General features: G+C 59.0%; 14 protein-coding genes. 9 read left to right on the forward strand and 5 right to left on the reverse strand.

The window, feature by feature from the left end; translation table 11 throughout:
* Positions 1-856 precede the first annotated feature (856 nt).
* Together HMPREF2967_RS13130 and HMPREF2967_RS08250 are read left to right on the forward strand one after the other, a co-directional pair.
* A complete protein-coding gene (locus HMPREF2967_RS13130; RefSeq protein WP_158014708.1) occupies positions 857-1,108 on the forward strand; it encodes a hypothetical protein in 252 nt (83 codons plus the stop codon).
* A gap of 353 nt (positions 1,109-1,461) precedes the next feature.
* Positions 1,462-2,967, forward strand: coding sequence for a hypothetical protein (locus tag HMPREF2967_RS08250; protein WP_070686025.1), 1,506 nt, complete (start codon positions 1,462-1,464; stop codon positions 2,965-2,967).
* Positions 2,968-3,047: 80 nt separating this feature from the next.
* Here the strand turns inward: HMPREF2967_RS08250 and HMPREF2967_RS08255 are convergent, their stop codons facing one another.
* The 3 genes from HMPREF2967_RS08255 to HMPREF2967_RS08265 all read right to left on the reverse strand — a co-directional run bounded on the left by HMPREF2967_RS08255 (position 3,048) and on the right by HMPREF2967_RS08265 (position 4,487).
* The gene (locus tag HMPREF2967_RS08255) at positions 3,048-3,308 is read right to left on the reverse strand and encodes a hypothetical protein (protein ID WP_070523942.1); all 261 of its coding nucleotides are present in this window, start codon (positions 3,306-3,308) and stop codon (positions 3,048-3,050) included.
* Between the two features lie 48 nt (positions 3,309-3,356).
* Positions 3,357-3,878 carry a transcription elongation factor GreA gene (greA, locus tag HMPREF2967_RS08260; protein ID WP_010187368.1) on the reverse strand — a complete coding sequence of 174 codons (522 nt, stop codon included), beginning with the start codon at positions 3,876-3,878 and terminating at the stop codon, positions 3,357-3,359.
* Positions 3,879-3,995: 117 nt separating this feature from the next.
* The gene (locus HMPREF2967_RS08265) at positions 3,996-4,487 is read right to left on the reverse strand and encodes a DUF4307 domain-containing protein (RefSeq protein WP_070523944.1); all 492 of its coding nucleotides are present in this window, start codon (positions 4,485-4,487) and stop codon (positions 3,996-3,998) included.
* A gap of 117 nt (positions 4,488-4,604) precedes the next feature.
* On the opposite strand from HMPREF2967_RS08265, the gene mca reads away from it, so the two are divergent.
* Genes mca through HMPREF2967_RS08280 form a run of 3 tightly spaced genes read left to right on the forward strand, consistent with a single transcriptional unit; the run spans position 4,605 to position 6,583 of the window.
* Positions 4,605-5,495: a mycothiol conjugate amidase Mca gene (mca, locus tag HMPREF2967_RS08270; protein WP_070524017.1), complete on the forward strand. Its 891-nt coding sequence runs from the start codon at positions 4,605-4,607 to the stop codon at positions 5,493-5,495.
* A 3-nt stretch (positions 5,496-5,498) separates the two neighbouring features.
* On the forward strand, positions 5,499-5,792 hold the full coding sequence (locus HMPREF2967_RS08275; protein WP_070523946.1) for a hypothetical protein: 294 nt from the start codon (positions 5,499-5,501) through the stop codon (positions 5,790-5,792).
* Positions 5,793-5,812: 20 nt separating this feature from the next.
* Positions 5,813-6,583 (forward strand): isoprenyl transferase, encoded by a 771-nt coding sequence (locus HMPREF2967_RS08280; RefSeq protein ID WP_070523948.1) that lies wholly within the window; start codon positions 5,813-5,815, stop codon positions 6,581-6,583.
* A 14-nt stretch (positions 6,584-6,597) separates the two neighbouring features.
* Here the strand turns inward: HMPREF2967_RS08280 and coaA are convergent, their stop codons facing one another.
* Complete coding sequence (gene coaA, locus HMPREF2967_RS08285; protein ID WP_070523949.1) at positions 6,598-7,524, reverse strand: type I pantothenate kinase; 927 nt, start codon at positions 7,522-7,524, stop codon at positions 6,598-6,600.
* Between the two features lie 195 nt (positions 7,525-7,719).
* Here coaA and glyA point away from each other — a divergent pair, with 195 nt between their 5' ends.
* Positions 7,720-9,021, forward strand: coding sequence for a serine hydroxymethyltransferase (glyA, locus tag HMPREF2967_RS08290; protein ID WP_070685995.1), 1,302 nt, complete (start codon positions 7,720-7,722; stop codon positions 9,019-9,021).
* On the opposite strand, the gene HMPREF2967_RS08295 is transcribed toward glyA, so the two are convergent.
* Positions 9,018-9,338 carry a DUF5997 family protein gene (locus tag HMPREF2967_RS08295; RefSeq protein ID WP_083299207.1) on the reverse strand — a complete coding sequence of 107 codons (321 nt, stop codon included), beginning with the start codon at positions 9,336-9,338 and terminating at the stop codon, positions 9,018-9,020. The two genes, glyA and HMPREF2967_RS08295, sit on opposite strands and share 4 nt — an antisense overlap.
* 98 nt (positions 9,339-9,436) lie before the next feature.
* Between HMPREF2967_RS08295 and HMPREF2967_RS08300 the strand changes: the two genes are divergently transcribed.
* The 3 genes from HMPREF2967_RS08300 to HMPREF2967_RS08310 all read left to right on the forward strand — a co-directional run bounded on the left by HMPREF2967_RS08300 (position 9,437) and on the right by HMPREF2967_RS08310 (position 12,660).
* On the forward strand, positions 9,437-10,138 hold the full coding sequence (locus HMPREF2967_RS08300; protein ID WP_070685998.1) for a LysR family transcriptional regulator substrate-binding protein: 702 nt from the start codon (positions 9,437-9,439) through the stop codon (positions 10,136-10,138).
* A gap of 127 nt (positions 10,139-10,265) precedes the next feature.
* Positions 10,266-10,928, forward strand: a complete 663-nt coding sequence (locus HMPREF2967_RS08305) for an LGFP repeat-containing protein (protein ID WP_070686000.1) — start codon at positions 10,266-10,268, stop codon at positions 10,926-10,928.
* A gap of 373 nt (positions 10,929-11,301) precedes the next feature.
* Positions 11,302-12,660: a PhoH family protein gene (locus HMPREF2967_RS08310; RefSeq protein WP_070523961.1), complete on the forward strand. Its 1,359-nt coding sequence runs from the start codon at positions 11,302-11,304 to the stop codon at positions 12,658-12,660.
* Positions 12,661-12,667 lie beyond the last annotated feature (7 nt).

Here is a 12,667-nt window from a genome sequence, read left to right on the forward strand (position 1 = left end):
CACCACACCGCTACCATTTCAGTCTTCTGAACACCATGCCGACAGAATTGGGTTTCTCATGTTCCCAAGGATGCGATGCTCTAAGCGGCGTGCGGCAAAGTGGGCAAGAATGCTTCTTAATTGAGGAAAAACGACACCCCAAAAATTGACAGTGTTGTAATTCGGGTACCCCCAATTGGTTATAATCGGCAGCCAAGACACATGTAGTTCACGGCGGGTATCCAAGCTCCATACAGGCTACGACCAGCTATTATTAACGGATGGTTCTATTAGCATGGTCGAATAGTTACAATAAATTTGCATATAGAAAATGACTAATTTGGCACTGGCGCGACTTCTTGCTCTTTCTCGTGCATTCTGGTCGCAGAAGTCGCTCGGAGCTTAAAGCTCAAGGGAGGGGCTTCTAACGGTCAGGAAAGTTAGTTGAAGGGACACCATGAAACGAATCGGGGGCCTTGTGATGATGGCGGTTTGTATCGGGGTGCTGTCAAACTGCGCATTACCGCTCGGCCTCAGTGTTCGTGGCGATGGTAGTAACGCGGGGGACTTTCGCAATTCTCCTGACATGAAAGCCGGCGGTGGCTCAGTGGACTCGGGGGTCGCTGATGCCACCGCCACGACGGGGCGAGAGTCTCAAGCTCAAAGTGAGCAGTCTCGTGCAGGCGGTGGGGTACTTCCGCCGCTAGGTGAGTTTGACCGGACAGTGCCTGGATTTCAGGTGTTTGATCCGTGTAGCGCGAGCGCTGTCTCTGCATTTGAAGGGAGAGGATTAGCTTTCGCTGGTTCAGTCAGACGTGAGACTGGATATCGGTCTTGCCAATTTGAGGCTGAGGACATTGATGGAAGTAGCGCTAGTGTGAGCATTGAATCGAGAGACTACAATCTCACCGAGATTCGCTCTGCGTTTCCCATGGGAATCGAGGTAAAAGGGGAAGAGGGGGAATCCATTTACCTTGTTGAAGAAACCCTTGTATCCAATGTGACTTGTACCGGATATGTGGAGACTGTACAGGGGACACTCTCAGTTTCCTGGACCAATTTTTCTGACGCTATTTCGATAGTCGATAACTGCAAAAACGTTGAAAGGGTAATTGGGTCCGTCATTTAAATCGGTGGGGCTCGGGGTAAACGATGATTGTTAATATAGGGAATCTAAAGCAACAGGTCGACGCAATTCATAATTTGGGCCGGAATATATCATTAGCTGGACAAAGGGCGCACAGTCCACTCGATGGAGGTTTTTCCACCATCACCGGCCTAAGTGAGGTCGGTACAATACACCAGCGTGTGTTGGTAACGGATCCGGGGTCGGCGCGGAATTCTTTAGAGGGGTTTAGGGGGCAGGTTTCTTGGCTCGGGGAGACACTCAAAACTGAGCTAGCAAGCTTCGAATCGCAGGATGAGCTTACGAGTCGGGGGTTAGATGTCGCTGACGCTGGTGGGGGAGGCGGGGCGGTATCGATGCCGATCGTGTCGCAGCCCGACCCGGGATACAGCCCGTTTGGGTTTACCATCCCAATCGTGGACACCGGCGCGTCCATCATGGGCTTAGCATCGAATCTGTTTAGCACGCGCTTCTGGGATGTGTCGGAAGCGAATGCGCGGTGGGGCGCTTTGAGTGGGGAAGTCGCAGAAATCGTTGCGGGTCTTGAAAACTCGGCCGCGTCTTTGGAAGCCGAGAACGACAGTGAAGCCACCACACGCGCAGCGCAGAAGATTCGTGAAGTTGCGCAGGCGGGTACACACTTCATTGCCAATGCGAGCGTCATGCAACAGAAGCTGTTCGGCTTCCAAGCGCAGCTGATGAATGTTCAGCCGGAAGCCATTGCCTTGGCCTTTGAGGTGGCGGCAATCCCAGAGCCTGCTACGCGTCAAGCCGCTGAACAAGCAGCCTTGGTCTATATGCAGGGCGTCCTTCAGCAGCAAGTGATTTCCGCTATGCCGTATCAGCATGCGCTTATGGACGCAGCGCCGCCCAGCGGCGGCGGAGACACCAGTACCCACTTTGGGGCAGTCATGGGCGACGGAAATCGCTACAACACCGATGGAGTCACATGGCCGAAGCCAATAGCCGAAGCGATAGAAAACGGCACCATGGGCCCAGGCTCCTTTGGCGTTGCGGATGGCCACATCCAAGGTCTGGAAAGCGTGGGGATGGGGGCTGACGATATCGCGCGCTTTCACAATGAGCTACACAATCGTGGGCGCAGCATCCTCAGCGAGCTTGGTTTCGGAGACGCATTAGCGCCGATCAATGCAGGCGAGGTGAATACCTCGGCTGCCAACGCAGGCTTGAGCGCCCTTGATCCCGTTCGGGGAGGAGCGCCAGGATCGTTGGCAGCTACCAGCGGAGCGGCAAACATGCCAGCTGGTGTAAACGGGCTCGGAGGTCTAGGCAGCGGCGCTGTAGGCCAGGGATTGGGAGCCATCGGTCTTGCTGATGGCCGTGGGAACAAGCTTCCCGGAGGCGTGGCAGGCCACAGCGGTCGCTTGCCGGAAATGTCGGCGAATCCAACGACAAACGCAGCGGGGTTCGGAGGCGCGGGCGCTTCATTCGGTGGGCCGCAGACCGGAACGCATCCGGTATTAGGAGGCCTTCCTGGGGCCGTAACGGGAACTGGACAACAGAGGGAAGGGCGGACGTCGCTAAGCGGAGGCGGCCTCGTCGGAGGTGGTGCCATCAGTACGGGAGGTTCCGGGGGCGTCGGCAACGCTGGTGGCGCTGGTGGTGTCCTGGGAGCCCCGGGCGGAGCGGGTAGTGCGAGGCAGGGCGTCGGCAGTGCCCGCGGTGCGGGGATGCGCATGATGCCCATGATGGGTGGCATGGCACGCGGCGGCGAAGGCGAAAGGCGGGTCAAGTCCGTCACGACTCAAGTAGAACGCGACCCCAACCGCCGTGATCTACTCGGCGAAGCACCCGCAGTACTGCCAGGGGTTATCGGGGATTGGGCCCGGGAGGCAAAGTAGAAAAAGACGACGGACCCCAGAAAGCTAAAAGCGGCGCCCCAACTATCGGGACGCCGCTTCTTTGCCAGTTGCCGTTGAACCTACTGCTGAACCGGAGCAGTGGTGTATTCAGCCGGAGCAACCTCGGTTGCAGCAACGGCTTCGGACTCAGTGGCTGCTTCGGACTCAGCCGCAGCCTCGGAGGGGGCGGCTGCACCTGCGCCGGGAGCCTCACCGGCAAAGGAAGCGCCGGTGTCAACCTTCTCAGAGGAATCCTGTTGGTTCGGAGGGTGGCAGGCAGCGAGGGTGAGGCCAGCGGAGAAAACCAAACCAGCGGCAGCGAAACGAGTGAACTTCTTCATGGGTTAAAACTCTTTCTCGGAAAAACGATGACCTAAGAGCAGTATAAATTAGGACTTGCGCGGAGTGGCAGCCTTTGCGGAATCATAAGGTGCCGCAGAGACCACGGTGACCGACAAGGTCTTGCCATTCGGCGCCGTGTACTCGCGGGTCTCGCCCTCAGCAGCACCCAGGAGTGCAGCGCCCAGCGGGGACTGCTCGGAGTAGGTCTCCAAGTCCTTGTTATCGGAAGCAGCGGCGCGGGTACCGATGAGGAAGGTCTCGCGGTCCTCCTCGTCGCCGTTGTAGTACACGTGCACAACGGAACCGATGTGGGCAACACCCTCCTGGACGGCGGTGCGCTCGGTGGTGGAGTTCGCCAGAACCTCGGAGATCTGCTTGATGCGGGCCTCTTCCTGGTCCTGCATCTCACGGGCTGCGTCGTAACCCGCGTTCTCCTTGAGGTCACCTTCCTCGCGGCGCTCATTAATCTCCGCGGCGACGACCGGGCGGTGGTCGATGAGGGCCTGCAGCTCGGCCTCGAGCTTGGCCTTGGTTTCCGGGGTAATGTACTGCTTCTGCTGCTCAGCCATAGTGCAACCTTCCGTTTACGGTTCCTAATGAACGGGTCTACTTCTCATTGGATGGGCCAGAAAGCGCAGGTGGCGCGGCCCATTCAGAACGCTCAACATACTAGCACAGCTGGGCTTTTACTCGCCGGTAGCCTCACCCGCTGTATCCATCGTGCTGGTGTCCAAATAGGACGGGATGCTTCCGGAGCAACCGTAGGCGCCACCGGCGACGGCTCTGTGGTTGGTGGGGATATCCACCGCGATGCGTTGAGCGGACTCACCGCCAGCAGGCACGGCGACCTCGCGGCGCCCCACCTCAGCCTTGGAGTAGTCGAAGGCCTGGACAATGCAGTATGCAGGTTCTTCCACGCGGTTGCGGGTGATGTCTACCCACACGCGCGCTGTGTCATCAGACAGAATCTCGTGGGTGACGTAGGAGATATCTGCGTTGACCTTTTGCTGGCTGCGGAAATACTGAACGCCGTAGACAATGGCCGCAATCAACATAGCCAGGAATACCAGCACCAGTGCCCGGTTGGTCCATGAACCTTTTGTGCGAGTGGACTGAGAGGAAGAACCGTAGCGGGACTGCGAGCGTGCGGGTTGAGAAGCAGGTTGGGCGTCAGACATGAGTCTGATTCTATCCAACAGTCGCCGCGAAGAAACTATCCACTAGACTAGGCCTCTGTTTAATGCCTCTGTATTAATGAGGCGAAGTAGGGACGATGTAGGGAGATGTATCACCCAGTGAGCACGAAGCGCCTTTTGGCTATCCACGCGCACCCTGACGATGAGTCCTCGAAGGGTGCTGCGACGACAGCAAAATATGCCGCGGAGGGGGCGGAAGTCCTCGTCGTGACCTGCACCGGTGGCGAGAGGGGAGATATTATCAACCCGGCCATGGATCGCCCCGGTGTCCTTGAGAATATGGGCAGCATTCGCCGTGAGGAAATGGCGAAAGCAGCCGCCGCCTTGGGCGTGCAACATCGCTGGCTTGGGCACATTGATTCGGGCCTTCCTGGTAACCCGCTCGCGCCCAATATCAAGGACTTACTACCTGAGGGCTGCTTTGCGCTTAAGGAAGATGATGACGTAGCCCAAGAGCTGGTTGAAATCATCCGTGAGTTCCGGCCCCACGTCATTATTACCTACGACGAGAACGGCGGCTATCCGCACCCGGATCACCTCATGGTGTACCGCGCGTCCATGCTGGCGTGGGAAAACGCGGGTGACGCGGCATACCACCCAGAATTGGGTGAGCCGTGGGAGCCGCAGAAGCTGTACTACACGCATGGCTTCGTATACCAAAGGATGAAGATCTTCCATGATCTTCTTCTGGAGGAAGGCAAGATCAGTCCATATGAGCCGATGCTGGCGCGCTGGGATACGACGTTCGGAGACATCATGGCGCGGGTAACCACACAGGTCGAATGCGCGGATTACTTCCAGAATCGTGAGGATGCGCTCCGTGCGCACGCAACCCAAATTGATCCAGCCGGTGCCTTCCTAGCCACGCCCGTGTCCGTACAGCAGGAGCACTGGCCCACGGAGGAATTCGAGTTGGCCAAAACTCGCGTTTCTACTGCACTGCCGGAAGATGATTTATTTGCGGGAATTCCAGAAGTAGGGGAGTCTTAAAGCATGAACGCTTTCTACCTCGCAGCGCACGACGTCGCCCTGCTCGCCCAAGGAAGCCAAAGCGGGCCGGTTGGACCGGAGTTTGGTAAGGCTTCGCCTATTGGTCTGCTCATCCTCGCACTGATGGGTGTTGCTGTCCTTTTTGCAGGCTGGAATTTTCACCGCCGCTATTCGCGCTTCCGTCGTCGAACCATGTTTGCGCAGGATCACGGCATCGATCCGTTCAATGATGAGGCGATCGATTCAGCAATGAAGGAAGCCGGCATCCTCGATAACAGCAAGAAGTCCATCTTTTAAGGTAGAGGACGATTCCCACCGTGAAGTTCCTAAGCCAGCTCCTGTACCCCCTGTACGAAGCGCGTCTGACACGTGAAATCAAGAACAAGCCGCAACCACGCCACGTGGCAATCATGGCTGATGGCAACCGCCGCTGGGCGCGCGAGGCTGGATTTACGGATATCAGCCACGGCCACCGGCAGGGCGCGCGGAAGATCAGCGAGATGATCTCCTGGTGCCAGGGCACCGACATCGAGGTTGTCACTATCTACCTGCTCTCGACGGAGAACCTGAAGCGCAGCGAGCAGGAGGTGCAGCTGCTCTTCGACATCATCTCGGATGTCGTCACGCACCTCTCCCAAGGGGACTTGGATTGCCAGATCCGGCTCGTTGGGCACCTAGATCTGCTCCCTGAACAGGTCACGGCCAAGATGCAAAGCGCGGCTGAGGCTACGGAGGATCACCAGGGCGTCATCGTCAACATTGCGGTCGGTTATGGTGGGCGCCAGGAGATTGTGGACGCCGTGCAGAGTTTCATTCGTGGCGAAGCCCGCAAGGGGTTGAGCGCTGAGGAAATTGCGGACAACGTGACGGCGGAGGCCATTACGGGCAACCTCTATACCAAGGGTTTGCCTGACCCCGATCTCGTCATTCGTACCTCCGGCGAGCAGAGGCTGTCCGGCTTTCTGCTGTGGCAGGCCGCTTACTCGGAGATCTGGTTCACGGATACCTATTGGCCCGCATTCCGCCGGGTGGATTTCCTGCGCGCCTTGCGTGACTATTCACAGCGCTCGCGCCGCTTCGGCCGCTAGCTCTGGCGATCGGGCTAGAGCTTACGCATCCTCACCCGGTCAACCAGGTGGTGCGAGCCCTTGCACAGAACCAGGGAGGCGCGTACCCGGGTGGGCAAAATGTTCTCGATGAGGTTGGGCAGGTTGATGGACTGCCAGATTTCACGGGCCTGCACGTAGGCCTCCTCGTCCGTCATGTCCGCGAAGGACGCGAAGTGCGCCCCTGGTTCGCGGAAGGCAGTGTGGCGGAGCTTGAGGAAGCGATCAATGTACCACTTTTCGATGTCGTCGACTCGGGCGTCCACGTAAACAGAGAAGTCGAACAGGTCCGAAACCATGAGGGTCGGCCCGGTTTGTAAGACGTTGAGGCCTTCCAAAATGAGGATGTCCGGCTGGCGAACCTCCTGAAACTCACCAGGAACAATGTCATAAGACACATGCGAGTACAACGGTGCGGTTACCAGCGGCTTGCCGGACTTAACGTCGGTAACAAAACGCATGAGCGCGCGACGGTCATAAGACTCCGGGTAGCCCTTGCGCTGCATAAGCCCGTGCTCTTTAAGATACGCGGTGGGGTAGAGGAACCCGTCGGTGGTGACCAGATCAACCTTCGGGTGGGAATCCCAGCGCTGTAGAAGAACTTGGAGCAAGCGCGCGGTCGTTGACTTGCCCACCGCGACGGAGCCGGCAACGCCGATGACGAAAGGAACGTGCGTGGGTGGGTTTCCTAAGAATGCCTCGGTAGCGGTGGTGAGTTTTTGGCGGGCCTCAACCTGCATGTGAATAAGACGGGATAACGGCAGATAGACCTCAGCCACCTCAGTGAGGTCGATGCGGTCACCGATGCCACGAAGTTTTTCCACCTCGGTCGCCGTTAGCACCTGTGGCATGGATTTACGCAGGGCACGCCACGTATCGCGGTCAAAATCGAGGTACGGGCTCGCATCGGTCATTCGCGCCATGCCGACTATTGTTCCACTCAGCAGAGCGCCTGTGGCAATCGCCCCGAATGAAAAGATTCGAGGAGGCCCCCACGCGGGGGATGCGGGCGTTAGGATGTAGAACTAGCTTCCGCGATTGCAGAGCCGGTGGTGTCGTGCCGCGGGCGGGCGCCGCGGGCTTCATTGACCACCTCTACGAAGGGACATCACGCTTTCATGACCACTACGAACAATTCAGACGTGCGCTACCAGGAGATGCGCGATCTCGACCCCGAGGTCTTTGCTGCTATTAACGGTGAGATTGCTCGTCAGCGCGATACCCTCGAGATGATCGCGTCGGAAAACTTCGTCCCCCGCGCGGTTCTGCAGGCGCAGGGCTCTGTTCTGACCAACAAGTATGCCGAGGGCTACCCGGGGCGCCGCTATTACGGCGGCTGCGAGCACGTTGACATCGTAGAAGATCTGGCTCGTGATCGTGCCAAGGCGCTTTTCGGCGCTGATTTTGCCAACGTCCAGCCCCACTCCGGCGCCCAGGCCAATGCTGCTGTGCTGGCGTCGCTGATCCAGCCGGGTGACAAGATCATGGGCCTGTCCTTGGCTCATGGTGGGCACCTGACCCACGGCATGAAGCTGAACTTCTCCGGCAAGCTTTACGACGTTGCCGCGTACGAGGTTGACCCGGAGACCATGCGCCTTGACATGGATAAGGTGCGCGAGCAGGCGCTGGCAGAAAAGCCCCAGGTGATCATCGCTGGTTGGTCCGCTTACCCGCGCACCATTGATTTCGAGGCTTTCCGTTCCATCGCGGATGAGGTCGGCGCGTACCTGTGGACGGATATGGCGCACTTCGCGGGCCTCGTGGCAGCTGGGCTGCACCCCTCCCCGGTGCCGCACTCCGATGTCGTGTCTTCCACCGTGCACAAGACGCTGGGCGGCCCTCGTTCCGGTCTCATCCTGGCCAAGCAGGATTTTGCCAAGAAGATCAACTCCAACGTCTTCCCGGGGCAGCAGGGCGGACCGCTCATGCACGTCATCGCGGCGAAGGCTATCGCGCTGAAGATCGCGGCCACCGAGGAGTTCAAGGAGCGCCAGGAGCGCACCCTGGAAGGCGCGCGCATTCTGGCTGAGCGTCTGACCGCCGAGGACTGCACCAAGGCGGGCGTCGACGTCCTCACTGGCGGCACCGACGTGCACCTCGTCTTGGCGGACCTGCGCAACTCCGAGCTTGATGGTCGGCAGGCGGAGGACCTCCTCCACGAGGTCGGCATCACCGTGAACCGCAATGCGGTGCCGAACGATCCGCGCCCGCCGATGGTCACCTCCGGCCTGCGCATTGGTACCCCGGCCCTGGCTACCCGCGGCCTCGACACGGCGGCCTTCACCGAGGTTGCCGACGTTATCGGTACTGCACTGGCAAACGGTAAGAACGCGGACGTCGCCAAGCTGCGCGCCCGCGTTGAGAAGGTCGCCGCGGACTTCCCGCTCTACGACGGCCTTGAGGACTGGAAGCTGGTCTAAGCTTCCTTGCGCTCTTCAGCGTGGGCTTTCCGGGCGGCTTCGAGCCACTCGGGCATCGCGCTGAGGAGCTCTTTAATTTCCGCGGTGGTGAGAGGGCGGTCCATCTCGTTCTTCTTCAGCGCGGTCACGGAGATTCCCAGCTTTTGTGCCACGACCGGGCGCGGGTGGGGGCCCTCGCGGCGTAGGGTAGCGAGCCACTCCGGCGGGTTCTCCTGTAAGTCGCGCAGCTGCGCGTGGGTTACCGCGTTGGCTTGAAACTCCTCCGGGGCGGCCGGCAGGTAGATGCCCAACTTCTTCGCTGCGGTTTGTGCACGCATGGCGGTGCCGGAAGGCTGCTGGGTTTCGTTGGCTGGGGTTTCACTATTCGGGGTATCAGTCACGCTCACAACGCTAGCAGCACCGTAGTATGAGGTGCATGCTCCGCCTTGTCTTTTCCACTGGCACAGAACCCGGCAAATGGTTTCGTCGCTACCGTGATTCTCACTCTCCAGAGTCCCTGGTAACCGTCGACGCCGATGACGCGATGGACGTTCTTCTTGCTCATGAGGCAGATCTAGCGCTGACCCGCTTGCCGGATTCGCGGGTTGATGACAGCTTCCACGTCGTCCAGCTCTATGAGGAAGCACCCGGCATCGCCGTTCCGAAAGATTCTGTCTACGCGGAGGTTGGGGAGGACGTCACGCAGGAGGATGTTGCCGAAGAAATAGTGAATTACCGGATTGCGCAGGACGGCAGCGTCGATGTTCCGGCGCTGCGCACCGCTTTGCAGGTCGTGGCAGCCAACGTGGGCGTAGCCATCGCGCCGCGGCCTTTGTTGAAGGTGCTGAGCAAGAAGCAGGTCGTGGCACTGGGCTTGGAGGACCCCACTGTGGCTCGCACAGTGATTGCACTGGTGTGGCGCCGGGCTGATGACGGCGATGAGATCCAAGACTTCGTCGGGGTCGCAAAGGGAAGGACGCGGAATTCATCCCGCAATGCCGCTCCGAAACGCAGCGCACGCGACAAAGCAAAAGCTAAGCAAGCGCGCAGAAAGTCCCAAGAAAAGCCTCAAAGAGGCTCGGCTTCCAAACCGTTATCAAAAAGATATAGGGGTTCTCAACAGCGGAAACGGAGATAAAGCAACGTCTTTGTTGTCAAATCATAGGTTCTGTGGTGGCAGGAAGTGCTGGCCATGCCTACGGTGGGCATCGTTCTCAACAAAAGTACTTAGAACAGTGCTCAACTAGACAGAAAGGCTTAAGAATATGAAGAAGATGACTCGTCGTTTCGCCGCAGGTATCGCCGCCGCCACCCTGTCCCTGGGTGTCGTTGCTTGTTCCGATGCTGAGGATGCCGCTAAGGATGCTGGCGACGCTGCTCAGTCCGCTGCGTCCGACGCTACCGATGCTGCCGGTTCTGCCGCTAAGGACGCAAAGGATTCCATGAAGGACTCCGAGTCCGCCGATTCTTCCGAGGCCGAGGGCTCTGAGGGGGCCGAGGGCAGCGAAGGTGCCGATTCTTCTGAGTCGGACTCTGCCGAGTCGAAGGATGGCGCTGGCGCTGAGGGCGACAAGGAGAGCGTGTCCACCGCCAATGGTGACGTAGAGGTTCCTTCTGATTTCGCTCAGGCCATCAAGGAGAAGGCTGCTGAGTGGGGCGATCCGGAATCCATTGAAAACACCGACAAGGGAAGCGTTGCTACCTTTGCCAAGGACAAGCTGCTGGCATTCGGTGAGGGTGACGGCACCCAGCCGATCATCGGCAAGATCGCAGAGACCTGGACCGAGGAAGGCGGCCTGGAGAGCAAGGTTGGCCTGCCGACTGGCCCGGAGCAGGCCGAGGGCAACGGCTGGGTACAGGAGTTCACCAATGGCACCATCTCCTGGATGCAGGGTGAGTCCGGTGAGTACGAGGCCACCATCAACTAAGCGCTCATGAAACGGCTCGCTGTCTTGTGAGCTAAAGCGACAAAGCTCCGCACTGATAACCACGGTGCGGAGCTTCTTCGTTTTTCACGGTCAACGCGTGAAAGTGCAGGGCTGAAGAATGTAGCTGCAGTGTTGGGTGGGAGTGGGGGAGAGACGACAGGCTCGTAGAGCCTGATGGGGATGGTGTGACGCTGGTGATTGTCGTTTTAATACTGTTCATCTTGCACCCATGTAATTTCAACCTTTGCTCTCTAGCGTGGACGGTGTCCGGACGCTAAGAACAGTCTCCGGACAGTTCGAAAACCACCAGCTTCACCATGCCGTCCCAGGTCGATAAGTTGGGGCGGGCATAACAAGGGAGAACCCTGCCGCTATGACCAATCCTTCCGTCCTCACCGAGCAGCCGCATGAGGCCTCTGTTTTGACCAAGACCTATGTCATCGATACGTCCGTCCTTCTCTCAGATCCCTGGGCGTTGCGTAAGTTTGCTGAACACGATGTGGTACTGCCCATCGTCGTTATTTCTGAGTTGGAAGGAAAACGTCATCACCCGGAGCTTGGCTGGTTCGCCCGCCAAGCTCTTCGCTTTTTGGAGGACCTTCGCGCTACCTATGAGGCGTTGGACCAGCCCCTGCCCGTAAATGCAGCGGGCGGGACTTTGCGCGTGGAACTCAACCACCAGGATCAATCCTTGTTGCCAGCGGCCTTTCGCGGGCCGGAGGGAGATCACCGGATTCTGGCCTGCGCGCTGAATCTCCAGCATGAGGGCAAGGACACCGTCCTGGTGACTAAGGACGTCCCATTGCGTGTCAAGGCTGGTGCTGTAGGCCTGCAGGCGGATGAATACCATGCGCAGGACGTCGTGCTCACCGGTTACACCGGCATGGCTACGGTGCCCACCAGCGCTGAGGTCATCGATGAGCTCTACGGGGAGGGCGAGGTGCTTATCGACGGATCCGTGACCACCGCCGGCACCCGCGTCGAGGACCTGCCGGTGCACTGTGGCATTACGCTGCAGGCGGGCGGGCAGTCCGCTCTGGGCCGGATGACGGCTGAGGGCACCGTTCGCTTGGTGCGCGGCGATGCGAATGTCTTTGGTCTGCAAGGCCGCTCTGCTGAGCAGCGCGTTGCCCTGGACCTTCTCTTGGATCCCTCCGTTGGAATCATGTCCATCGGAGGCAGGGCGGGCACTGGTAAGTCCGCGCTGGCGTTGTGTGCTGGCTTGGAGGCAGTGCTGGAGCGCGGCGAACACCGTCGTATCGTGGTGTTTCGCCCCATGTATGCGGTGGGCGGGCAGTCCCTGGGATATCTGCCGGGCTCTGAAAGCGAGAAGATGAATCCATGGGCGCAGGCCGTCTATGACACTCTGGAAGGTCTGGTATCCGAAAACGTCATGGACGAAGTCCAGGACCGCGGATTGCTGGAGGTTCTCCCGTTGACCCATATTCGCGGCCGCAGCCTGCATGATTCTTTCGTCATCGTTGATGAGGCCCAATCGCTTGAGCGCAATGTGCTGTTGACTGTTTTGTCGCGCTTGGGGCGTGGCTCCCGAGTTGTACTGACGCATGATGTTGCTCAGCGCGATAACCTGCGCGTTGGCCGCCACGACGGCGTGCAGGCAGTCATTGAAAAACTTAAAGGGCGTGAGCTCTTTGCACACGTCACGCTGCAACGCTCTGAGCGCTCTGCCATTGCAGAGCTGGTCACCGATCTGCTGGAAGGCGAAAGCTAACGCGTTC

Source organism: Corynebacterium sp. HMSC059E07, from assembly GCF_001814395.1.
GTDB classification, from domain to species: domain Bacteria; phylum Actinomycetota; class Actinomycetes; order Mycobacteriales; family Mycobacteriaceae; genus Corynebacterium; species Corynebacterium hesseae.